Genomic DNA, 24,246 nt, shown 5'->3' with positions numbered 1-24,246 from the left:
AAGAAGGGCGAATTCTTTTTTGCAAATTAATCTTCTTCAATTTCTGTACGGTTTTTTCTCAACATTTTTGACAAGATTTCATACACGATCGGCACGACGATCAACGTTAACATCGTTGAACTGAATAAACCGCCGATTACACAAATACCTAAGTCCCTTGAAATCATTCCGCTTCCTTCCGCACCGATTGCAAGCGGTATTAACGCACCGATTGTGGCAATCGCGGTCATTAAGATTGGACGCAAACGAGTGGCTCCCGCTTCCAGGATCGCTTCACGCATTGGCATACCCGTACGTTCCATGTTGATGATTCGGTCCACCAATACAACGGCATTTGTAACAACAATACCGATCAGCATGAGCATACCCATCATAACCGATACGGAAATGGTTTCTCCTGCAATCCAAAGTCCCACCAATGAACCGATGACCGTAAACGGCAATGAGAAGAGGATGGCAAATGGCGCCAAACCTTCACCAAATGTTACCACCAGAATGAAGTACACGATTCCTATCGCGACAATCATGGCAAAACCTAATTGGGTAAAGGCTTCTTCCATATCCGCTGTAACGCCGGAAACGCCGATTTCAACGCCTTTAGGCAATTCAAGTTTATCGATTTTTTCATCCACTTCTTTTGAAGCTTTTGTCACGTCTTTGCTTGTCACAGTACCGGAAACACTTGCATACAACTGTCCTTTACTGCGGGAAATTGTGTTGGATACTGTTCCTTCTTCCACTTGCACAATGTCTTTCAACTGTACAGCCGCTCCCGTAGCGGTTGGGACAGGTTGATTCAACAAATCTTCGAAGGATGTCGCCAAATTGACATTCCGTTTCACAATGACATCGATGTCCGTGCCGTCTTTTTTCAACGTCGTCAACACTTCATCCTGTTTGTTCGGATTTAACATCATGGCCAGCTGTCCTGCTGTTAAACCATATTGCAGCAATGTTTGCTGGTTCACTCTTAATGTGAATTCATCAAATCGTTCGGAAAGGGATGTATCCACATCTTTCAAATTTCCGGATTCTTTCATGATATTCTCGATGTCTGCTACCGTTTTTTCAATTTTATCCATGTCATCTCCATAAACGGTATAGCTGAGTTCATTATTGGACATGGACATGCTGAAGTTTTGATTGATCCATTTGCCTGATTGATCCAAACCTTCAATGTAGTTTGTGATTTCATCTTGGACATCATCAAAATTCTTTGTATCATCATCGAAAATGACATACATTAATGCTCCGTCAGTGCCCATCATGCCCATCATCGCATTACCGCTGCCACCGATGGAAACTTGAACGATATCCACATCATCCCGGGCCAATAATTTATCTTCAACGACTTGGACATTTTCCAACGTTTTTTCCTCAGACTCACCCGGCTCAGGAGTGTAAGTGAGATACATCACTTTTTCCTGATCAGCGGAAAGGAAACTGAATCCTACCACCGGAATCAAGAATAAGCTTCCCACCAATAATGCAATCGCAATTAGGGATGAAACGACTTTATGATTCAATGACCAGCGCAACACTTTTTTATACCATAAAGCCAATGCGCCCGGTTTTTCATGTTTTACTTTTCCGCCTTTTTTACCGCCATATAAACGCTTTTTAAACAGCGTATGGGACAGTGATGGAACCACCGTGATGGCCACCAGCAATGAAGCAAGCAAGGCGAAAGCCATCGTAAAGGCGAATGGAGTGAACAGTTCTCCAACCATGCCTCCGACTAATACAAGCGGCGCAAACACGGCGATTGTAACAAGGGTGGAGGCCAATATCGGTTTGAACATTTCGATCGTTGCTGAACGGATCAATGCTCGTCCTTTTAATTTTTCATCTTTCAAATGCAATCGTCTGTAAATATTTTCAACCACTACAATCGAATCGTCGATTACCCGTCCAATCGCAACCGTCATCGCGCCAAGGGTCATAATGTTCAATGTAATGTCCATTTGATGCAAGATGGTAAAGGCAATCAACAAAGACAACGGAATGGAAATGATGGATATGATTGTTGATTTGATATCACGCAAGAACAGCAAGATAATGATAATCGCAAATCCTGCACCGTATAACGCTTTTCCTAACATCGTAGAAACGGATTCTTCGATCGGTTCCCCTTGGTCAAGCGTCACATCGATGTGCAACCCATCATTTTTCGCTTCCAATTCTTTGATAATGTCTTTGGCTTCATTTACGACTTCAACCGTGTTAGCATCCTGACCTTTTACAATTTGGATGCCGATCGCTTCTTTTCCGTTCGTACGTGAAACCGATTCGACTTCTCCTACTAATTTTACTTTTGCAATATCACCCAAAGTCACAAAAGGTGTCGGATTTTGTGCTGTTGGTGTAACCGGGATCAACAAGTTTTTCAACTCGTCGACGGTCGTAAATTTTCCATCAATGACGATGGATTGTTCTTTTTCTTTAAATGGATACAAACCAAGCGGCGCCTTCAAGTCGCTTGCTTGAATCATTTGTTTTACATCGTCTTCCGTCACGCCCAGAGAAGCCATCTTTACTTGGTCGTATTCAATTTCCACTTTATTCACATGTTGGCCTGAAATCGAAACGGAAGAAACGCCATCAATACCTTCCAATTTTGGTACAATGACATCTTCGACTGTAGCAGTCAACTCTGCAATATCTTCAGTGTCACTTGACACGCTTAATGCCAAAATCGGGAAAGTGTTGACCGTGATACGGGCAATTGTAGGATCCTGTGCCGTATCCGGAAACTCCAAGCCATCAATGACCGAACGCAATTCCCGTTCCGCATCCAGCATGTCTGTTCCATATTCATATTCGATTTGTACGCTGGACATATTCGAATATGATGTTGAATAAACACCTACAACATTTCTCAGGTTTTGTACCGCTTTTTCCAGAGGAATGGAAATATCATTCATCGATTGTTCAGGAGTAGCACCTGGATATACTGTCATTACAGTAATATAGGGAATGGAAATATCAGGAATTGTTTCTTTGTTCATTCGGGAAGTGGAATAAATTCCCGTCACCATTAAAATAATGGCTAATAACCATACAGCTAGTTTATTTTTTATGACGAAATTCACTAATCCATTCAAAATTGAACCCACCTTTTTTGACTAATCGGTCACATTTCAATATAATAATTGACTAAGCAGTCACTGTCAATGTAATTGATTTACTTAGATACCCGGAGGAGATTTTGTGTCAAAAAAATTGATGATCATGGAAAAAGCAATAGAACTTTTTTCGAAAAACGGAGTAGAATCCACTTCCATACAAGATATAACCAATGCATGCGGAATTTCCAAAGGCGCCTTTTATCTCAGCTTCAAATCGAAAGATGATTTGCTCGTGGAAATTACCGATTACTTTATAAAAAAATTTATCGCCGTACAAAACGAAATTTTGGATGACAGCATCCCGGTCAATGAGAAATTGCCGAAGTTCTTTTACTACAATTTCAGATTATTGGAAGAACATTATTCCTTTATTTCCATGTGCATGCGGGAAAATTTCCAGCCGATGAACAATGAAGTCATCCAGAAAATAAAAGAATTTAATACGGTTCATAATGAAGCTCTTCTCACGATTATACACCAAACTTATGGTGAAAAAGTTGAACATTTTAAGTATGATTTATTATTAGTTGTTCGTGGATTATTGATCAGTTATACGGAATTTATTACAACCCATCCACGAAAATATAATTTTGAACAGCTTGCAAATAGCCTGGCTGAAAAAGTGAATATTATCGCCGAACATAGCACCCTTCATTTCGTTACAGAAAAGCTGTGGAATACAAAAAGCGCTTCCTCTTTCAGCGAAATGGTTTCAAAAGAACATATTTTATATTTGCTTCGACAATTGGAAGGCCAATATAAGAAAACGCCTTTAATCGATGAATCGATCCATCTTTTGATGGAAGAATTGATGAAAGAAAAACCGAGATTGGCCATTTTATCCGGATTAGCTTCCAATTTGCAAAAAAATGAAGATTTTTCAATGGTTGTGTTCCTCGTAAGACAATACGTTTCGGATCTGCAATCGGTTTCATAAAAAAGTGATAAAAAAAGGAACATTTTATAAAAGCCGGGTTAATTCAATATTTGATACACACAAAAAAAAGAGAATTGGTATTCACCAAAATTCTCTTTTTTCCTTATCTGGAGAGGGCTTCTATCCCAGCCGCTCCATTTTTTTATCAAATTCATACTATTTCGCCCTTTGTCACCTATGCTTTTCTAAATCGTTTCAAGAATGATTGAACACGTTCATTTTTCGAAACCACCAATACCTCATATGCCGTTCCTTGTTCAACAATAACCCCTTGGTCAAGGAAAAGGACTCTATCGGCAATTTCCAAGGCAAATTCCATTTCATGGGTTACCAAAACCATCGCCATATCATCATTTTGGGCAATATCCCGAATCACTTCCAGCACTTCCCCTACTAATTCCGGGTCCAGGGCGGAAGTCACTTCGTCAAAAAGCATGATTTTCGGCCTCATCACCAAAGCCCGGGCCATCGCGACACGCTGTTTCTGTCCGCCGGAAAGCTGGGATGGATAAAAATTCAATTTATCCCCTAATCCCACTCTTTCCAACATTTTTATCGAACGTTCCCTCACTTCATCTTTGTTTTCCTTCTTTACATGGATTGGTGCCGCCATACAATTCTCCAAAATTGTCATATGGGGGAAAAGGTTGAAATGCTGAAATACCATACCGATATCTCCGCGCACTTCTCTTAAATGTTTTTCATTTGCCTTTACCAGTTGCCCTTTTTTCTCCATCTTCCATAAATTTTTTCCGTTTACAACAATATCGCCGGAACTGGGTTCTTCCAAAGTCATCAACATTCGGATAATCGTTGTTTTTCCGGAACCGCTTGGGCCAATGATCGCAATTTTCTCTCCCGGATGAATTTCCAGATCGATCCCTTTTAACACATGATGATCTCCAAAGGATTTTGTTACATTACGATATTTCACAATTGGTTCGGCCGAAATGGGTACATTTTTTTCTATATTTTTTGTCAATGCATTAGGCAATACGATCACTCTCCTTCAGATTCATGTTGGGGAGGCCATTCTTTTTTGTCTTTTCCAAAAGTGCATTTTTATCGAATTTGGTATTCATTTTCACTTCCAATTTTTTAATCAGTATAGAAGATGGGTAACTCAAAAGTAAGAAAATGATACCCGCAATTGTCAATGGCTCTAAATAAGCGAAGTTCAAAGCGCCATATGAATTCGCCATCGCCAATATTCCGGTAACACCAATGATTGACGCTAATGGCACCTCTTTGAACATAATGATAAAGTAGTTCCCCAGCATTGGAATGGTTGGCGGAATTGCCTGGGGTAAAATGATCTTTCTCCACTTATCAATAGTGGAAAAATTCAAAGCGGTCGACGCTTCCCATTGACCTTTATCCACACTCTCAATACCTGAACGGTAGATTTCTCCAATATACGTACTATAATGGATACCAATGGCCAGAATTGCGCATGTAAAAGGTTCCAATGTTATACCGATAACCGGTACCACGGGCAATGCATAATAAACAAAATATAATTGAACCAGAGGTGGCGTTGAACGAATAAATTCCATCACCCAAACAGCGATTGTCACAACCGGTTTATTCGGAAACCGTCTGAAGAGGATCCATACAAAACCGAAAAGAAGGGCAAATCCAAAACAGGCAAATGTCAAACCGATCGTTGCGCCCAATCCTTGTAAGACTATTGGCAAAGCATCAAAGAATGTATCCCATCTGAAATTGCCATTCATCAACCGGCCACCCCTTTCTTCGCGATCGTTTCTCCTTTTTTAGTCAACCAAATCAAAGGCAATGCCAAAATGAAGTATATAAATAACACTACTACGTAGATTAATGGAGCTTGAGATAGATTCGTATTTCTCATAATATCGCCGTAATATAAAATATCCCTCATGCCAATCAATGAGACGAGCGATGTCGCTTTCATCATTTGGATTGTGTAGTTGCCGAACTCCGGAAGCATCATCCGTACTGCTTGAGGTAATATGATGAACCTCATCCGTTGATAACGGGACATATTCAAAGCGATAGCCGCTTCCGTTTGCCCTTTATCCACTGCCAAAATGGATCCGCGTACCACTTCTGATAAATAAGCGCCATAATTCAGAGCGATTGCAATGACTCCGGTCCACCAGTTTGAACCCAATTGAATACCAAAAAGCATCGGGATGGCATAATAGAGCCAAAATAATTGTACGATGAGTGAAGTTCCACGAAATACTTCGACATAGACTCCTGTCACCTTGTTTAATATGACATTGTTCGAAACTCTTGATAACCCTGCAGCAAAAGCGACAATATATGAGATGATTGCCGAACCAAGCAATACAGAAATTGTGATACCCAGTCCTCTCAACAGTTGTGGGGTAATTTCGAATATGGCACTAATAATGATCATCCCCTTCTTCCAAGGTTGTAAATAGAAAATCCGAAATAGGGACAAGACTTTTCGGAATTAAAGCTTGTCCCTAATAAGTTTACCTAGTTTTGACCTGCACATATTTGTTCAGTTGTTATTTCACCCGCTTTGACAATATTGTTCACAGAACTGAATCCATACTCTTCCAAAATTTTGCCGATTGTACCATCTTCTATTAATTGTTTTAATTTTTCGTTATAAGCGTCCCGAATTTCTTTGTCTTTTAAGTTGAATGCGGCTGCACCGTAACTTGGTACTCCTTCCACATCCGGTTGTTCAAAGGAATCAACAAACTCCAATTTATCCGTTGCCGCAGACTGAAGGGCCATTTTCAGCGTCATTTCAGTAGCTGTTGTCACATCCGCACGACCTGCTTGAATGGCGGAAAATGTTGCTGGAATATCCGGAGCAGTAATGATTTGATTTGGGTTTACCCCCTCTTTTTGTAAAAATTCAATTTCCGTTGTCCCTTCCATCACAACGACTTTTATATCAGGATTTGCAGCAATATCTTTATAACTGTGGATGTTATATGGGTTGCCTTTCGCTACAACGATACCTTCACCGTACTTGATTTCAGGTTCGCTGAACAATACGCGTTCACAACGGTCCGGTTTAATGGCCATTCCCGCAGTAATTACGTCAAACTGTCCTGCTTGCACTCCAGGGATCAATTGGCTAAAATCTGATAATTGTGCTTCCAAATTTTCAATTCCCAATTCTTTAAATACCGCTTTGGCAATATCTACGTTTGCCCCTTTGATTTCACCGTTTTCTTCATATGCATAAGGAACTTCATTCGCAAAGCCGATTCTCACCTTTCCGGATTCTATTAATTGATCCAGCTTGCCTGTATCCGATGCGCCATTCGCTTCATTTTTTTCATTTTCCGAACCACTGCATGCCGACAAAATTACCATGAATACTGCGATTAATGTGATCAATAATTTTTTCATACGCAACCCTCCAAATTAATTGATTAGAAATTTGATCCTATTTTGAAACATACAACTTTTTGTTCTGTCATTTCCTGAATGGCAAAAGCTACACCTTCTCTGCCGATTCCTGATTGTTTCATTCCGCCAAAAGGCATGGAATCGATTCTGAAGTCGCTGCTATCGTTGACCATAATGCCCCCAAACTCCATCTCTTTTATCGCGCGGAATGCGAAATCAAGATTTTTTGTAAAGATACCTGCCTGCAGACCATACATGACATTGTTCGATTTTTGGATCGCTTCATTCAGATCCCTTATACTGTCCAAAATGACAACCGGACCAAAGATTTCCTCTTTTGCTATTTTGCTTTCCGGATGAACATTTGTAAGGATGGTCGGTTCATAATAAGCGCCATTTCTTCTGCCGCCACAAAGAAGTTTTGCACCTTCCCGCAAAGATTGCTGGACAAGTTTTTCTATTCGGATCGCTTCTTTTTCAGTGATTAACGGGCCCATATCGGTCATTTCGTTAAGCTTATCACCAACACGCATTTGTTTGGTCCGATCAACCAGCAATCTTTCAACAGTTGAATAGATTTCTTCCTCAATATAAACCCGCTGGACACCTAAACAGTTTTGTCCGGCTGCCCAAAAAGCGCCTGATACAATCGATTCGACCGCATCTGGGATATCCGCATCCCGGAGGACAATGCAAGGTGAATTTGAACCCAGTTCCATACTTAACTTTTTTATCCCGGCTTTTGATGAAATGCTCTTTCCCGCTTCATATCCGCCGGTAAACGAAATCATCCGCACTGCTGGATGTGTCACCAGTTCATCGCCAATGTCACTTGAATGACCCGTTATGACCGTTAAAACTTTTTTGGGCAATCCCGCTTCATGAAATGCTTCAGCTAATAACAACGCACTTAATGGGGTGAGTGTCGAAGGTTTCACAATGATTGAATTCCCGGCAGCAATAGCTGGACCTATTTTGTGCGCAACCAGATTCAGAGGATCGTTAAATGGAGTGATTGCAACAATTAACCCGATTGGGAAACGCTGATAGTATCCAACCCGATTTTCATTTCCTGCCAACTGATCAAAGAGAATCGTTTCTCCATGAAGTCTTCTTGCTTCTTCCGCACTGATGCGGATCGTCTGGATGCATCGAAGGACTTCTTTTTTCGCTTCACGAATTGTTTTACTGCCTTCAGTGGCAATCGTTTTAGCAAAAAGGGATTGTCGATCTTCAATCCAATTTGCCACTTTATTTAATATGGAGATCCTTTCATAAGTCGGCATATTTCTTGCGATTTCTGCGCCTTTGATCCCTTCTTTTATCGCAAAGATCGCATCTTCCCTGCTCGCGGCCGGCACTTGGGCGATAATCTCGCCATTTTGGGGATTTTCCACATCAATCGTTTTGTCCCGGAAAACCCATTCACCAGCCAAATACATTTTCCTTTTTAACATCGTTTGTTCCATTCACTCACTCCTCTCGTTAAAGTTGCTTTCGATGGATATTAATCAAATCGATCAATATCGCAAAACCCGTTTCGGTTTTGCCTGCCCCTGCCCCGATTAATGTAACGGGACCGGATAAATCGCAATGGTACGTTATGGCATTTGTGGCATCAGAAATATTTGCCAAAGGATGGTCTAATGGAATCATTTCAGGTTTAACGGAAGCAACCACACTGCCGTTTTCCTTTTTCAGCTTTGCAATCAATTTCCACTTTCGGTTGCTTTGCCGCGCCAGTTCAATGTCTTCGGTTGTCAAATGGGAGATTCCCATTCTTTCAACTTCGTGAACTTTTAACGGATAATTCATCACCACATTTGCTAAAATGACAATTTTGTATAGAGCGTCATACCCTTCCACATCACTCGTCGGATCGGCTTCCGCATAACCCAATTTCTGGGCTTCGCTCAACGCCTCGTCATAAGAAAGTCCATCTTCCATGCGAGTCAACATATAGTTGGTCGTACCATTTAATATCCCTTGAATTTCATATATGTCATTTCCCGCCAGTGAAGTGACGGGCATACGCAACGATGGTGTCCCGCTCATTACGGAACCTTCAAAGCCCCAACGGACGTTCCTTTTCTCCGCCATTTCTTTTAATTGGGCGTATGCCAGTGCAACCGGCCCTTTATTGCTCATGATGACATTTTTTCCATATTCAAAGGCGCATTGACAATGATCGATAGCCGGTTGACCTGTTTTCACATCCGTAAAGGTGACTTCGACAATTGTGTCCGCATTTGTTTGCTTGATCGTTTCAAAACTGTTCAATCCCCGGATCAGCCCTTCTTGTTCGGGATAATCATCAAGCTTTCCGGTTTCCTTCACAACCGCCAGTAAATCCTCTATTGACAGTCCATCGGGATGATAAACAGAACCTTTCATCACGTCACTTACCGCCACTATGGCCGCATCGAGCCCAAACTGCTCTTCCAGTACTTGCTTTTTATTTTTCAAAATTTCCGCAAACCCTTGTCCTACAACACCAAAACCTAATAATGCGATACGATGTTTCATGCATCGATCCCCTCCTTTCCCTATATAACGGCTTTCTCCTCATTTGCATATTGTTGAGGAAGTTGTGCATTTCCAAGTAAATATTTAAGTATCGCTTGAGTTAAAATCGCTGTGCCGATTGGTAAACATCTTTCATCAATATCAAAAATCGGTGTATGGAGATCCCGCTTGATTCCATCAGGATAGGCACATCCCAGGAAAAACATGGACCCAGGGACTTTGTACGTCATATGGGAAAAATCCTCGCCACCCAATCCAAAAGGAATTTCCTTTATTTCCATGCCCGGATACAATTCGGAAACCACTTCTTTCAACATTTTGTTGACCTCAGCATTATTAAATAAAGCCGGTTCTCCATGGGTAATATTCAATTCGAACCGTCCCCCAAATGCTTCAACTATCGAAAAAGCATTTTTCAACCTTGTTTCCAACTCTTTCCGGACTGATGGCGTATAACTGCGAAGGGTGCCCTGCAAATATACTTCGCTCGGAATGACATTACTTGCCGATCCGGCTTTTATCTCTCCCACACTGATTACCGCTGCATCAAGGGGAGATATATTTCTTGCAACAATTCCATGGATGGCTTGGAGCACCGGACCCAGCATCCAAATCGGGTCCGTTCCTAAATGGGGGTATGCTCCATGTCCTCCGGTTCCAAAGAGTTTCCCTTGAAATACATCCACATTGGCCATGCTGTATCCATCGTGTATCAACACGGTTCCCACTTCATGTTCCGGATCCATATGAAGGGCCATAATGCAATCCACATCATCAAGGGCGCCTGCTTCTATCAAATAAGGGGATCCTGTCTTTCCGTATTCATCTGTATTTTCTTCAGCGGGTTGGAAGATGAATTTTACTGTGCCTTGAATGTCAGTTTCTTTCCAAATTTGACCTATGATGGTCGCTACCGCCAAACCGATTGAAGTGTGGGCGTCATGGCCACAAGCATGCATGACGCCTACATTTTTTGAAGGGAAGGAATGGGAAGTTGCTTCGACAATGGGAAGGGCATCCATATCTGCGCGAATGGCGACGGTTGGGCCATCCCCTCTGGAAAGGGTGCCGATGACAGCCGTTTCAACCCCGACTCCCTTGACCACTTTCATACCATCGATGTTTGACAACTTTTCATAGACAAACTGTGAAGTCTCATATTCTTTAAAGCTGAGTTCCGGATTTCGATGAATATGTCTTCTCCATTCAATGATTTCATCCGTCAATTGTTGAACCCTGGAAAGGATATTGTGTTCCATCCGTTTCACCTTCTTATTTTCCGACTGTCAACATGTGCTCTTTTAAAATGGCGAAAGCATTTTCCAAATCGTTAATTAAATCTTCCGTGTCTTCAATACCCGCCGAAATTCGTACAAGCCCATCCGGAATGCCGACTGCGGCGCGTTCTTCCGGTGTACATTCAATATGGCTTGTCGTTCTTGCAGGACCGTAAGTTGTTTCAACAGCTCCCAGATTGGCTGCACGGTTGGCGTATTTTAATGCAGGAAGTAAAATTTTTACCGCATCCATGCCGCCTTTTAATGAGAAGCTGAGCATTCCGCCGAAACCTTTCATCTGCTTCTTCGCAATATCATGATTCACATGAGTTTCCAGTCCTGGATAGAAGACTTCCTCGACAAGTTCCTGAGTTTGTAGGTAACGTGCGATTGCAAAGGCATTTTTCTCTTGCTGTTCCATACGCAGTTTCAATGTTTTCATACCGCGCAATAATAAGTAAGCTGACCAAGGATCCAATGTGGCACCATTAATTTCACGGTAATGATAAATTGGTTCAATTAATTCCTTCGATCCGCAAACGACACCACCAAGTGCATCCGCATGACCGCCCAAGAATTTCGTTGCACTATGAAGGACAAGATCTGCGCCGAGTTCAAGCGGTTTTTGATTAATTGGTGTGGCAAATGTGTTATCCACCACAACAAGCGCACCGACTTCTTTTCCTTTTTTCGCTATTCTTTCAATATCCGTAATTTTTACAGTCGGATTTGTTGGCGATTCCAAATAAACGATTTTACAGCCCTTTTCAATTTCTCTTTCCATTTCTTCATGATTGCCGGTTTCGCATAATACGATTTCAATGTTCATTTGCGGCAAAAATTCAGTAAAAATTTTATTTGTACCGCCATACGTATCTTTGATTGAAACAATCCGATCACCTGGTCTCAAGAATGTATAAAATATGTTGCTAATGGCAGCCATTCCTGTTGAAAAACTTGTGGCAGCTTCTGCCCCTTCCATGATTCTCACTTTTTCTTCAAAGGCTTGTACTGTCGGGTTCGTATTTCTTCCGTAGATATGTCCCGGTTTTTTTCCAGTCGCAACATCATACCATTCGTCCATGTCATCATAGTTGTAAGCGACACTTACCACGACCGGAACTTGTGTGGCTCCATGCACTAATACGTCTTTTTCTCCTGACCATACAGCTTGTGTACCCATGTTCACTTTTTTGTTACTCATAAAATACCCCTCCAATGTTTTTATCTAATAAAAGATTTTTTGCCTGTTACCAGCTGTTCATAGGCAAAGCGCGCGATGACTGTATCTTGCACCCCAGTGCCTGTCAAATCGCAGACGGTTATTTGCCCATGATCGGTTCTTCCTGTTTTTGTACCTGTGATGATTTCTCCCAGTTCTATAATGTTTGCCTCTTCATCTATGATTCTCTTATCTTTTGCGTGATGCAGCTCACCTAATCGGAAACATTGAGATTTGACATCACAAGCGATCAAATCCGCCTTACTAAAAATGTTTTCATCCAGTTCCTGCTTATGCTCGGCATCAGATCCCATCGCCGTAATATGAAGACCCGGATGCAGCCATTCGGCTTTAATCAATGGTGAAGTGGCAGGAGTTGTTGTGATTACAATTTCACTCATTTTGACCACTTCTTCCGGGCTTTTGGCGACAATGACCTTTTTCCCTAATTTCGCTTCCATTTCAACAGCATAGTTTTTTGCGGCTTCATCTTTGCGACCATAAACATAGATCGTCTCAAATTGCCTTATTAGTGAAAGTGCTTCAATCTGGTACCTGGCTTGGGTTCCGGTACCTATGACACCGACACTTTCAACGTCCGGTTTCGCCAAATACTTTGCAGCAATGGCACCGGCCGCCGCGGTTCTTACATCGGTCAAATAGCCATTATCAAGCAAGATGGATTGGGCAAGCCCTGTTTTCGTGCTGAACAGGAGCATCATGCCGCTCAGGCTCGGAAGGCCGATCGACGGATTGTTGAAAAAACCTGAAGATATTTTGATTGCAAACGAATCCAAACCTTTTATATAAGCTGTTTTTACATCAACTTCTCCATTGTTTTCCGGAATATCAACCCGCATAATCGGTGGCAGGGTGACCATTCCACTTGCCAATGCCGCAAAACCTTCCTCCACAATTTCAATTGCTTTTAAATTCAATCCGACCAATTGCCGAATCTCTTCTTCTTGGAATATTTTCATAGCATTCACCACTTAATAAACATTTGTAGCATTCTTTACAAATAATTTTCTTGGGAAGTTTGCAAATACTTCGATTCCATTCTCCGTCACTCTGAACGATTCACTCAGTTCAACCCCATAATCATCCAGCCATATTCCCGGAATGCAATGGAAAGTCATATTCGGCTCGAGTACGGTTTTATCTCCCGGCCGCAAGCTTGCAGTGTGTTCACCCCAATCAGGAGGATAATTTAATCCCATTGAGTAACCGATACGGGATTCTTTTTCAAATCCGCTTTTTGCAATCGTTTTTCTCCAGACTTCCTCGACTTCTTCACAAGTGACACCCGGTTTAATGAAATCCAGTGTCGCATTCAATCCTTCGATCACAACGTCCGCCAAATATTTGACCTTTGGATCGGGTTCTCCGATAAATACGGTCCGTGATAATGGAGAATGGTATCGATTATAACAACCTGCCAATTCCAAAATGACCGGTATTCCGGATTTGTATTTTTCATCTGTCCAAGTCAAATGGGGAGTTGATGTCTTTTTGCCGGATGGAAGTAATGGCATAATCGCCGGGTAATCCCCGCCAAACTCTTCCGTTCCGCTGATTTGGGCATGCATGATTTGCGCCACTACATCACATTCGCGAACGCCTTCTTCAATCGCATCAATGCCGGTTTGCATCGCCTTTTCCACAATCTTTGCGGCCTTCCTCATATATTCAATTTCTTTATCCGATTTGATAATGCGCACATAATTCACTAATGAAGTCGCATCCACAAAAGTGGCCAGTGGGAGTCCAAGTTTTAATTGCGTATAACACTTTGCTGTAAAATAGTAAGTATCCATTTCAATACCAATCGTTGCATTCGACTTTCCAATTTCTTTTAATATGTTGCAAACGAAATCCATTGGATGCCTTTCAGTGGATTGAACATAATGGTCCCGGTAAGGAATGATGTGGTTTTCATTCAACCAGGTCGTAACTTTGGCACCATTTGCATCTTGGCCTCTTCCAATCCAGAATGGCTCTTCATCATCCAGAAGTACAATTAAACATTGATGCACATAAAACGACCATCCGTCATAACCGGTTAAATAATTCATATTGGCCGGATCGGTCACCACCAGCACTTCTATCCCTTTTTCCTGCATCCTTTCTTTTGTTTTTCTTAACCGCGTTTGATACTCTGATATGTCAAATATCGCCATTCTACAAAACTCCCTTCCATATCCTCATTGCGATGAATGATTTGTTAATTGAATGGTAAGTTATCTGACATTTCAGAACAATGCGTCAACTTGTATGAAATTTTTAGACAATTTATACTATTGAGATTTTTGATATTTTTTTATACATTTTTTTCAAAACCGAATAGAAATACGTAAGATTCCATTACACAATATGTTAGAATACTTAACATAGGGGAAGGGGCAGTCGAATTTATGGCAAAATTATTAAATGTACGAATCAATGAAAGTAAGGAAATTACATTGCAAAATGTTTGGCAGGCTAAAAAAAATTTAGCTTCCCATATTAACAAAACACCTTTAATCTTTTCACCCAAACTTTCAAATTTAACGAACTCTGAAGTCTATTTAAAATATGAGCATTTGCATGAAAGTCGCTCATTTAAAATGCGCGGTGCTTTTAATGCCATTTCCAACTTGTCCCCCGCTCAGAAATCCCGGGGCGTGACGACATTTTCCACAGGAAACCACGGATTCGCTGTAGCACTGGCAGCCAAAAAATTAGGAATACGCGCAGTGATTTGTGTATCCAAACATGTTCCAAGGGCGAAAATTGAAAAAATCAAGAGTTTGGGCGCAGAGTTGGAAATTTACGGAGATGGACAGGATGATGCAGAGCAACGCTGTTATGAACTCGTTAAAGAAAAAGGGTTGACGGTTATCCCGCCCTTTGATCATCCGGAAGTAATTGCAGGCCAAGGAACCATCGCTCTTGAAATCCTTGAAGAATTGCCGGATGTCAATTGTGTCATTGGAGGTTTATCCGGGGGAGGGCTGCTTTCCGGTATTGGTTTGGTGATGAAAACCACGAATCCGGACATAAAAGTGATAGGTTTATCCATGGAAAAAGGAGCGGCAATGTTTGAAAGTTTAAAAAGAGGAAAACCGGTGACCGTTCGCGAGGAACCGACCCTGGCAGACAGCCTGTTGGGCGGCATTGGGGAAAAGAATCAATATACATTTAAAATGGTTCAACAATTTGTCGACCAATCCATCTTAGTGGAGGAAGAAGCGATCAAAAAAGGCATGGCTTATTTATACAAGGAACATAACATTGTCGTAGAAGGAGCGGCAGCCATCGGTATCGGGGCCATATTAAACAATGCGATTTCACTTGAAGAAAACACAAAAAACGTCATTATCATTTCAGGATGCAACGTTGATTTGGATGCACACGCAAATGCCATAGAAGCATATTTATAACTTTCTATTCGAAACATCAAGGGGGAATCTTATGCAATTTACAATCAGAGATTTGTTGTCCATTCCACTTTTTTCAACCGCAAAACTATTATCTGCTAACAATATCATTTCTTCACAAGTAATCGAATCTGTTACCGTTATGGAAATTCCCGTTGAAGACTTCATCAAAAAGAACGAACTCGTTTTAACAACCGCCATTGGATGCGGGAACAATCCCGACTTATTTCTTACATATGTCAAAGATGTTCACTCCTCGAATGCTGCCGGAATGGCGATAGCAGTCGGGGGGCATGTCCAATATATCCCGGAAGAAGTGATTGAATACTGCAAATCCGTAAATTTCCCTCTTATTGAACTACCGTGGGAAATGCGCTTTTCGGATATTCTCAAAGTCATTTTAGAACAGTTGAACAGTTGGGAACAACAATCCATTGATAAAGCGGATACTCTCCAAAGAGAGCTTTTAAAACTTTATTTGGATAACTATCCTCTCGAAGAAGTTTTAACATTTTTATCGAAAGAATTTCAGATGGAAGTGGAATTGAAATACAAGGAACAAATAGAAAATGACACAATACAACAAATCTCCGAGACATCGTACACCGATCAACCCGCCATCATCCGGTACGATAACGGAAAGTTTTTGCAAATCGTCCCTATCAGCCCTTTATTGGATCAATCTTCAAGCTTTCTTATTTTTAAATCAAGAAAATTAAATGCGAAACCCATTTCCGCTTTAATTTTAAATAATATCGTAACCATTTTGACGTTATGGATTCAAAAAGAAATGGCGTCAATGATTTCCAAAAATAAAGAAAAAAAAGAATATATTAAAACCCTTTTAAACGGAAGCTGGACAAAAAAAGAAGATTTCATTAACCAAGGGAAAAAATTCGGATTCGAAGTGGATCTTCCTTACATTTGTATTGTCGGTTCTCCGGAAAAATTGAAGGAATTTTATATTGTCCATAAAAAAGAGCACATACATGAAATGGAGAAAGATTTTAAAAGAACCTTCTCAGAAATTTTAGAGAATGTCAGCAAAAAATTAAATAAGCATCTCATTTACACATTCAAAAGGGACTTGACCATCATTTTCCTGGAATGCAAATCTTCAGAGGCAGACCGGGAAGTGAACCACTTTTTAGATATGATTGACAGTTATGTGAAAAAAAATCAACTGCCAACCATTTCATGGGGAATTGGGGAAAACCATACCGGAAACTTAATGTTTCATTTAGGTTATAAAAATGCCCGCACTGCCCTGGAGATCGGAAGAAATCATAAAGGGCCCGGAACTAGGAACACTTTTGCAAGTACAGGCATTTACCACCTATTGATTTCCTTATCCAATAATTCCATGTCCACCGAATTGATGCACTCAACGATAGGTGCAATTGCCGCTTACGATAAAAATAACGGATTGGATTTGATCAATACCCTTTCGACCTATATTTACCATCAGGGCAATGTCAGTCAAACCGCCAGGGCGCTATCTCTCCACCGTCAATCTTTATTATACCGTTTAAGAAAAATAGAAGCCTTGACGAATCGGTCTTTAAACGATCCTGATGATATCTTCTTACTCCAACTTTGTTTAAAATTGTGGTCTGTTCGTTTCGAAAATAACGACTCATATGCTGTTGCCGAATAACCGCCTGTACGAAAAGGGGGAAATGAAGCCATTCATTTCCCCCTTTTTAATTTTGCCACTATGGCAATAAAATTTATCCCCTCTATCCTTTCCCGATATCACCATTCCGTCATAACAAAAAAGGGCGCCTAAAAAGACGCCCTCTTTCATTACACATTATTTTGAAATGATATGGATAGGATTGCCTAGAAGGACTTCGGCAGTTTCCATTGTGATTTCGCCCAATGTTGGGTGTGGATGGATTGTAAGCGCGATATCTTCAGCAGTCATGCCGCCTTCGATGGCCAAGCAGATTTCTGAAATCATGTCGGATGCACCCGTACCAACGATTTGTCCGCCGATGATAAGGCCATCTTCTTTACGCGCAACAAGTTTCACAAATCCTTCTGTTTGATTTAATGCTAAAGCACGGCCGTTTGCAGCAAATGGGAATTTTGCCACTTTCACTTCGATGCCTTCCGCTTTTGCTTGTTCTTCTGAATATCCTACAGACGCCATTTCCGGATCTGTGAAGCAAACCGCAGGAATTGCCAAATAATCCACAACAGATTTGTGTCCGGCAATTGCTTCCGCAGCCACTTTACCTTCATAAGAAGCTTTGTGGGCAAGCTGTGGACCAGGCACGATATCACCGATCGCATAAATGTTAGGAATATTTGTGCGGCATTGTTTGTCCACTTTGATTAAGCCTCTTTCGCCAAACTCGATGCCGATTTGTTCAAGACCAAGTTCATCTGTATTCGGTCTGCGTCCTACTGTCACAAGCACGTAATCCGCTTCCACTTTTTTCTCTTCGCCGTTCACTTCATAAGTGACGATGACACCATTTTCTGTTTCTTCCACACCTTTGGCAAGAGCGTTCACTTCAATTGTCACGCCTTTTTTCTTCAGACCTTTTTTCACGATTTGAGTCATTTGTTTCTCGAATCCGGCTAAGATGTCGCTTGCCCCTTCAAGAATCGTTACTTCTGTGCCGAAGTTTGCATAAGCAGTACCTAATTCTGTACCGATGTAGCCACCGCCGATAACCACCAATTTTTTAGGCAGTTCTTTCAGATTCAATGCGCCAGTGGAGTTCAATACGCGATCAGAATATTTGAATGTTGGGATTTCCACAGGACGTGAACCTGTCGCAAGGATGGCATTTTTAAATTTGTATGTTTGAGCTTGATCACCGTTCACAACGCGAACCGTATTGGCATCAACGAAATATGCTTCACCTTTGATAACATCCACATTATTTCCTTTTAATAGGCCGGCTACCCCGCCAGTCAATTTTTTCACTACGCTGTCTTTGAATGCTTGCACTTTTGAAAAATCAAGTTTGACATCAGAAACGATAACACCCATATCTTCTGAATGTTTCGCCTGCTCATAGCGATGGGCAACTGAAATTAACGCTTTTGAAGGGATACATCCTACGTTTAAGCAAACGCCGCCCACTTCATTTTTTTCCACAACTGTCACTTTTTGTCCAGTTTGTGCCGCACGAATCGCTGCAACATATCCACCAGGACCTGCACCAACTACCAGTGTGTCGATTTCAATTGGAAAATCTCCTACTACCATCTGTTACGCCTCCATTAATAAAAGTTCTGGATCACTGATTAATCGTTTTAAGTAATTTAATGCATTTTGAGCCAATGCTCCATCGATCAATCGATGATCAAAGCTCAAAGATAATGCTAACATAGGTGCTGCTATAATTTCACCTTCTTTTATTATAGGCTTTTCTGAAATTCTTCCAAGCCCCAAAATTGCGATTTCCGGATGATTAATGACCGGCGTAAACCATTGGCCTCCAGCAGATCCTATATTCGTGATGGACATGGAGCCGCCCTTCATTTCATTCGGAGCCAGTTTGCCTTCGCGCGCTTTTGTTGCCAATTCATTAATTTCTGACGCCAGGGCAAAAATGGATTTTCTGTCGGCGTGTTTGATCACTGGTACAAGAAGCCCTCGTTCAGTATCTGCAGCGATTCCTATATTATAGTAATGTTTTTGGATAATTTCTTCCGTCGCATCGTCGAAGGAACGGTTGAATTCCGGAAATTCTTTCAGCACCGCCACCAACGCTTTGACCACGTAAGGCAGATACGTCAGCTTGATTCCTTTTTCCGCTGCGATGTCTTTGAATTTTTTGCGGTGTGCCACCAATTTTGAAACATCCACTTCGTCCATCAGTGTCACATGAGGAGCTGTTTGTTTGGAATGTACCATCGCTTTCGCAATGGCTTTGCGGATTCCTGAAATTTTTTCCCTAGTTTCCGGGAATTCGCCCTCCAATACCGGAACTTGCGGAGTTTTTGCCGGCACTTCTTCTTTTTCCCCATGAACTTCCGGAGCTTCCTGAACTTTTTGGCCGCCTTCGATAAATCGGATAACGTCTTCTTTCAAAATACGGCCGTTTTTGCCTGTTCCTTGGACTTGGCGAATGTCGACTCCCTGCTCCCTTGCAAATTTGCGGACTGAAGGCATCGCAATGACGCGTGTAGCCACTTCTTCTTTAGCCGTTTGTGATGCTACTTGTTCTTTCGCATCTTCCACTTTTCCATCTTCCGCAGTTGCTTGCACCTGCTCTTTCGTCTCCTCTTCCGCATGCACGTCGCCTTTAAATTGCATATTTTCATATCCTGGTGCATCAAAACGGATGAGCACATCACCAACAACCGCGACAGTTCCTTCTTCCACTAAAATTTCTTCAACTTTTCCGTCCACCGGGGAAGGAATTTCCACAACCGCTTTATCATTTTGGATTTCACATAAAATGTCGTCCTCTTTCACTTCATCCCCAGGTTTTACAAACCATTTCACGATTTCACCTTCGTGAATTCCTTCGCCGATATCAGGCATACGAAATTCAAACGCCATACCATTCACCCTTTCTCCCACTAGAATGTCAATACTTTTTTCGCTGTTTCGATTATGTCTTTATAATTCGGCAACCAAACATTCTCCGCTTGCGGGAATGGATAAACCGTATCCGGAGCCGCCACCCGAAGCACCGGTGCTTCCAGACTTAACACAGCTCTCTCCATAATTTCCGCTACGACATTTGCCGCGATCCCCGCCTGTTTTTGCGCTTCTTGGACAACAATCGCCCGGTTCGTTTTTTCAACGGAAGCCACGATTGTTTCAACATCAAGCGGCTGCACTGTACGAAGGTCCACCACTTCCACGGAGTATCCTTCTTTCTCCAATTCTTCCGCCGCTTTCAAACTTTCATGCACCATGAGTCCATACGCAAAAATGGATAAATCTTTTCCTTCACGTTTTACGTCCGCTTTGCCGATCGGAATTGTATATTCTTCTTCCGGCACTTCTTGACGGAAGGAACGATATAATTTCAGATGTTCCAGGAAAATCACCGGATCATTATCGCGAATGGCGGAAATCAACAATCCTTTGGCATCGTAAGGAGTTGAAGGAATGACCACTTTTAATCCCGGTTGTTGCGCCATCAATCCTTCCAAACTATCAGAGTGCATTTCAGGAGTTTGCACACCGCCTCCAAATGGCGAACGAATGGTGATTGGCATATTAAATGTTCCGCCAGTACGGTAACGATAACGGGCCATTTGACCGCTGATGGAATCCATCACTTCATAGACGAAACCGAAGAACTGGATTTCCGGAACCGGACGGAATCCCTGCAAAGCAAGTCCGATCGCTAGCCCTCCAATTCCTGATTCAGCAAGAGGAGTATCAAATACCCGGTCCACGCCAAATTCTTTTTGCAAACCTTCCGTTGCCCGGAACACCCCGCCGTTGACGCCGACGTCTTCCCCGAACACCAACACATTTTCATCATTTCTCAATTCCGTTCTTAACGCATCCGTAATCGCCTGAATCATTGTCATTTGTGCCATAGGTTATTTCAACTCCTTTGCTTTATAAATCTCATATTGCTCTTTTAGATGGGATGGAAGTTCTTCATGCATGATGGAAATTAAATCCGTCACTTTTTGTTTAGGAGCTTCATCCGCTTTTTTGATCGCTTCTTTTATGTCATTTTTCGCCTTTTCAATCACTTCTGTTTCTTTCTCTTCAGACCAGAGCCCTTTGCTTTCCAAATATTTGCGGAAGCGCACAATCGGGTCTTTTTTCGCCCATTCATCATCAATTTCGGCTGTGCGGTAGCGCGTTGGATCATCACCGGACATTGTATGAGGACCATAACGGTAGCAAACCGTTTCAATCAACGTTGGTCCTTCCCCAGCCACCGCGCGATTGCGGGCATCTTTCGTCGCCACATAAACCGCAAGCGGATCCATTCCATCCACTTGCACACAAGGGATACCTGCCGCGATTCCTTTTTGTGCAAGCGTTTTTGCTGCTGTCTGGATTTCCCGCGGAGTGGAGATGGCATATTGGTTGTTTTGAATAAAGAAGATCGCCGGCGCTTTGAAGGCGCCTGCAAAGTTGATGCCTTCATAGAAGTCGCCCTGTGATGATCCGCCATCGCCTGTATACGTCACCGCCACATTTTTTCCTCCGCGCTTCTTAATTCCCAACGCCACACCGGCTGTTTGGATATATTGGGCACCGATAATGATTTGAGGAGGTACAATATTCAACCCTTCCGGTATTTGGTTTCCGATAAAATGGCCGCGGCTGAACAAAAATGCTTTCCATAACGGCAAACCATGCCATACGATTTGTGGCACGTCCCTATAACCAGGCAAAATCCAGTCATCTTTTTCCAATGCGTAATGGGAAGCGATTTGGGAAGCTTCCTGTCCTGCAGTAGGTGCATAGAAACCGAGCCGTCCTTGTCTATTCAGGGAAATGGATCGCTGGTCTAAAATTCTTGTATAAACCATGCGAGTCATCAATTCTACTAAATCTTCATCTGATAATTTCGGATCATATTCTTCGTTCACGATTTCTCCGTTTTCATTCAGAATTTGAAACATTTCAAATTTACTTTCCACATCTTGTAATACGCCCTTTGGATCAAAAATTTTCTCACTCATAGAACACCTCTCCTTTAACTGTATTAGTTTTCGCGACCCAAAAAACTGATACAACCTGCAATTAATTACAGTATATATTACCAATACACAATCGGTCAATTATTGTTTTTTCTTTTTAGGTCACAATTTTTCTAGTTTGCTATACTAAAAGGATTTCCCTCTCTGTTGTAATACAAAAATGTATTGTATTATAACAGTTTAAAAAATTAGACAAAATTAACATGTTATGTTCAAAAAACTTTTTTCATTCACGAATTCATTATCGCCTATGAAAGGCATATAATATTCATTGGTCCATTTATTAGAAAAAGAAAATGACATATGATATTTTTATACTGAAGAACTTTAATTTTTGATAGAGAAATTGAAAGGGAGTAAAAGATGATTTTAATGAAAGACATTGTCCGTGAAGGGCATCCTGCCTTAAGAACAAGAGCGGAAGAAGTGAAATTCCCGTTAAGTGATGAAGAACGCAAAACAGCAGAAGACATGCTGCAGTTTTTAAAAAACAGCCAAAACCCGGAATTGGCTGAAAAATATGGCCTTCGCTCCGGAATTGGTCTTGCCGGAAACCAAATCAATTTCTTAAAAAGAATCTTTGCCATTCATATAGAACAAGAAAACGGAGAACCTTTGAGCTTTATCGCAGTAAATCCGAAAATTGTCAGCCATTCCGCCGAAAAAACTTATTTGCCTCAGGGAGAAGGATGTTTATCTGTTGACCGCAGCGTCCCTGGCTATGTCCCTCGCTACGCACGGATTACCGTAAAATTTTACACATTGGATGGGGAAGAGAAAAAATTGCGCCTGCAAGGTCTACCGGCCATTTGTTTCCAACATGAATTGGACCATTTAAATGGCGTGATGTTTTATGATCACATCAACAAAGAAGATCCATTTGCCCCAATCCCGAACGCCTTGCCATTGGAAGCGGAAGAAGAGGAATAATCAAAACCACCCGTGTGAACGGGTGGTTTGTTCTGCGGCTAGAAGCCTTTATTACTGGCCAACCCCTAAAGGGGCATCGAATGGTTCGCCAACCGCACTACTTTTCCAGCTGACCCTTAAAGGGTCTCTTTTATTTTTTCCTCGATTTTCTTTTTATCTCTTCACCTGTAAATGGATCAATAAATTCTTCCATACTGAGTTGATCCGCAATGATATCATCTTGTATTTGATTTCGAATATATTCTTCTATTACCTTTTTATTTCTGCCTACCGTATCCACATAAAATCCTCTACACCAAAATTTTCTGTTTCCATATCGATATTTTAAATGGGCATGTCGATCGAATATCATTAAACTACTTTTTCCTTTTAAATATCCCACGAATGATGAAACACTTAATTTCGGTGGAATACTAACCAACATATGTATGTGGTCTTTACATGCGGTAGCTTCAATAATTTCTACACCTTTTCTTTCACATAGTTGTCTTAATATTTGTCCTATATCTTTCTTTATCTTTCCATAGATTATCTGTCTTCTATATTTTGGCGCAAATACAATGTGATACTTACAATTCCATTTAGTATGTGCTAAACTATTTATGTCAGAAGACATAATAGGTCCCTCCTTGATACCAAAATTTGGTTGGCGAACCAAAATTTATTTTAGCATCAAGTGGGATCTTTTTTAATACCTCGCTATAAGCTATACGGAGAGGCTGGGACATAACTAATAAAGTGAACGAGCTGCAAAAAAAATTTTTTGTAAAAAATT

Annotated in this window: 20 protein-coding genes; 4 read left to right on the top strand and 16 right to left on the bottom strand. The window is 41.4% G+C overall.

The features are described from left to right. Window positions 1–26: 26 nt before the first annotated feature. Entirely contained in the window at window positions 27–3,104 is a 3,078-nt protein-coding gene (locus tag NST13_RS00100) for an efflux RND transporter permease subunit (protein WP_342581093.1), read from the bottom strand. A 106-nt stretch (window positions 3,105–3,210) separates the two neighbouring features. Between NST13_RS00100 and NST13_RS00095 the strand changes: the two genes are divergently transcribed. Beyond that, window positions 3,211–4,065, top strand: a complete 855-nt coding sequence (locus tag NST13_RS00095) for a TetR/AcrR family transcriptional regulator (RefSeq protein ID WP_342581092.1) — start codon at window positions 3,211–3,213, stop codon at window positions 4,063–4,065. 175 nt (window positions 4,066–4,240) lie between these two features. Here the strand turns inward: NST13_RS00095 and ehuA are convergent, their stop codons facing one another. The 10 genes from ehuA to NST13_RS00045 form a co-directional block, all read right to left on the bottom strand. Then, window positions 4,241–5,059 carry an ectoine/hydroxyectoine ABC transporter ATP-binding protein EhuA gene (gene ehuA, locus NST13_RS00090; protein WP_342581091.1) on the bottom strand — a complete coding sequence of 273 codons (819 nt, stop codon included), beginning with the start codon at window positions 5,057–5,059 and terminating at the stop codon, window positions 4,241–4,243. Next, window positions 5,052–5,801, bottom strand: coding sequence for an ectoine/hydroxyectoine ABC transporter permease subunit EhuD (gene ehuD / locus NST13_RS00085; protein ID WP_342470019.1), 750 nt, complete (start codon window positions 5,799–5,801; stop codon window positions 5,052–5,054). Before ehuD ends, ehuA begins: the two co-directional genes overlap by 8 nt. Further along, window positions 5,801–6,469, bottom strand: coding sequence for an amino acid ABC transporter permease (locus NST13_RS00080; RefSeq protein ID WP_342470020.1), 669 nt, complete (start codon window positions 6,467–6,469; stop codon window positions 5,801–5,803). Before NST13_RS00080 ends, ehuD begins: the two co-directional genes overlap by 1 nt. Before the next feature lie 83 nt (window positions 6,470–6,552). Beyond that, the gene (ehuB, locus tag NST13_RS00075; RefSeq protein WP_342581090.1) at window positions 6,553–7,446 is read right to left on the bottom strand and encodes an ectoine/hydroxyectoine ABC transporter substrate-binding protein EhuB; all 894 of its coding nucleotides are present in this window, start codon (window positions 7,444–7,446) and stop codon (window positions 6,553–6,555) included. A gap of 23 nt (window positions 7,447–7,469) precedes the next feature. Continuing rightward, complete coding sequence (locus tag NST13_RS00070) at window positions 7,470–8,915, bottom strand: aldehyde dehydrogenase family protein (protein ID WP_342470022.1); 1,446 nt, start codon at window positions 8,913–8,915, stop codon at window positions 7,470–7,472. A 16-nt stretch (window positions 8,916–8,931) separates the two neighbouring features. Further along, the gene (locus NST13_RS00065) at window positions 8,932–9,972 is read right to left on the bottom strand and encodes a homoserine dehydrogenase (protein ID WP_342581089.1); all 1,041 of its coding nucleotides are present in this window, start codon (window positions 9,970–9,972) and stop codon (window positions 8,932–8,934) included. A gap of 20 nt (window positions 9,973–9,992) precedes the next feature. Further along, window positions 9,993–11,231 carry an amidohydrolase gene (locus tag NST13_RS00060; protein ID WP_342581088.1) on the bottom strand — a complete coding sequence of 413 codons (1,239 nt, stop codon included), beginning with the start codon at window positions 11,229–11,231 and terminating at the stop codon, window positions 9,993–9,995. Window positions 11,232–11,244: 13 nt separating this feature from the next. After that, entirely contained in the window at window positions 11,245–12,453 is a 1,209-nt protein-coding gene (locus tag NST13_RS00055; protein WP_342581087.1) for a cystathionine gamma-synthase family protein, read from the bottom strand. Window positions 12,454–12,473: 20 nt separating this feature from the next. Next, window positions 12,474–13,451, bottom strand: coding sequence for a cyclodeaminase (locus NST13_RS00050; protein WP_342581086.1), 978 nt, complete (start codon window positions 13,449–13,451; stop codon window positions 12,474–12,476). 12 nt (window positions 13,452–13,463) lie between these two features. Further along, window positions 13,464–14,651 carry a M24 family metallopeptidase gene (locus NST13_RS00045; protein ID WP_342581085.1) on the bottom strand — a complete coding sequence of 396 codons (1,188 nt, stop codon included), beginning with the start codon at window positions 14,649–14,651 and terminating at the stop codon, window positions 13,464–13,466. Window positions 14,652–14,885: 234 nt separating this feature from the next. On the opposite strand from NST13_RS00045, the gene eutB reads away from it, so the two are divergent. Next, window positions 14,886–15,893 carry a hydroxyectoine utilization dehydratase EutB gene (eutB, locus tag NST13_RS00040; RefSeq protein WP_342581084.1) on the top strand — a complete coding sequence of 336 codons (1,008 nt, stop codon included), beginning with the start codon at window positions 14,886–14,888 and terminating at the stop codon, window positions 15,891–15,893. 31 nt (window positions 15,894–15,924) lie between these two features. Further along, window positions 15,925–17,547 (top strand): PucR family transcriptional regulator ligand-binding domain-containing protein, encoded by a 1,623-nt coding sequence (locus tag NST13_RS00035; protein WP_342581083.1) that lies wholly within the window; start codon window positions 15,925–15,927, stop codon window positions 17,545–17,547. 156 nt (window positions 17,548–17,703) lie between these two features. On the opposite strand, the gene lpdA is transcribed toward NST13_RS00035, so the two are convergent. Genes lpdA through pdhA form a run of 4 tightly spaced genes read right to left on the bottom strand, consistent with a single transcriptional unit; the run spans window position 17,704 to window position 22,523 of the window. Then, window positions 17,704–19,116 carry a dihydrolipoyl dehydrogenase gene (gene lpdA / locus NST13_RS00030; protein WP_342470030.1) on the bottom strand — a complete coding sequence of 471 codons (1,413 nt, stop codon included), beginning with the start codon at window positions 19,114–19,116 and terminating at the stop codon, window positions 17,704–17,706. Between the two features lie 3 nt (window positions 19,117–19,119). Then, window positions 19,120–20,418: a dihydrolipoamide acetyltransferase family protein gene (locus NST13_RS00025; RefSeq protein WP_342470031.1), complete on the bottom strand. Its 1,299-nt coding sequence runs from the start codon at window positions 20,416–20,418 to the stop codon at window positions 19,120–19,122. A 20-nt stretch (window positions 20,419–20,438) separates the two neighbouring features. After that, window positions 20,439–21,416 (bottom strand): alpha-ketoacid dehydrogenase subunit beta, encoded by a 978-nt coding sequence (locus NST13_RS00020; RefSeq protein ID WP_342470032.1) that lies wholly within the window; start codon window positions 21,414–21,416, stop codon window positions 20,439–20,441. Between the two features lie 3 nt (window positions 21,417–21,419). Continuing rightward, window positions 21,420–22,523 (bottom strand): pyruvate dehydrogenase (acetyl-transferring) E1 component subunit alpha, encoded by a 1,104-nt coding sequence (pdhA, locus tag NST13_RS00015; RefSeq protein WP_342581082.1) that lies wholly within the window; start codon window positions 22,521–22,523, stop codon window positions 21,420–21,422. Between the two features lie 381 nt (window positions 22,524–22,904). Here pdhA and def point away from each other — a divergent pair, with 381 nt between their 5' ends. Next, a complete protein-coding gene (def, locus tag NST13_RS00010) occupies window positions 22,905–23,471 on the top strand; it encodes a peptide deformylase (RefSeq protein ID WP_342581081.1) in 567 nt (188 codons plus the stop codon). 130 nt (window positions 23,472–23,601) lie between these two features. Here def and tnpA read toward each other — a convergent pair whose 3' ends face one another. Further along, complete coding sequence (tnpA, locus tag NST13_RS00005; RefSeq protein ID WP_340433309.1) at window positions 23,602–24,087, bottom strand: IS200/IS605 family transposase; 486 nt, start codon at window positions 24,085–24,087, stop codon at window positions 23,602–23,604. Window positions 24,088–24,246: the final 159 nt, after the last annotated feature.

The sequence above is a fragment of the Ureibacillus sp. FSL W7-1570 genome, assembly GCF_038593265.1.
GTDB classification, from domain to species: domain Bacteria; phylum Bacillota; class Bacilli; order Bacillales_A; family Planococcaceae; genus Ureibacillus; species Ureibacillus suwonensis.
Note: the sequence above shows the minus strand (reverse complement) of the source record. Positions and strands in the feature narration are given on the sequence as shown.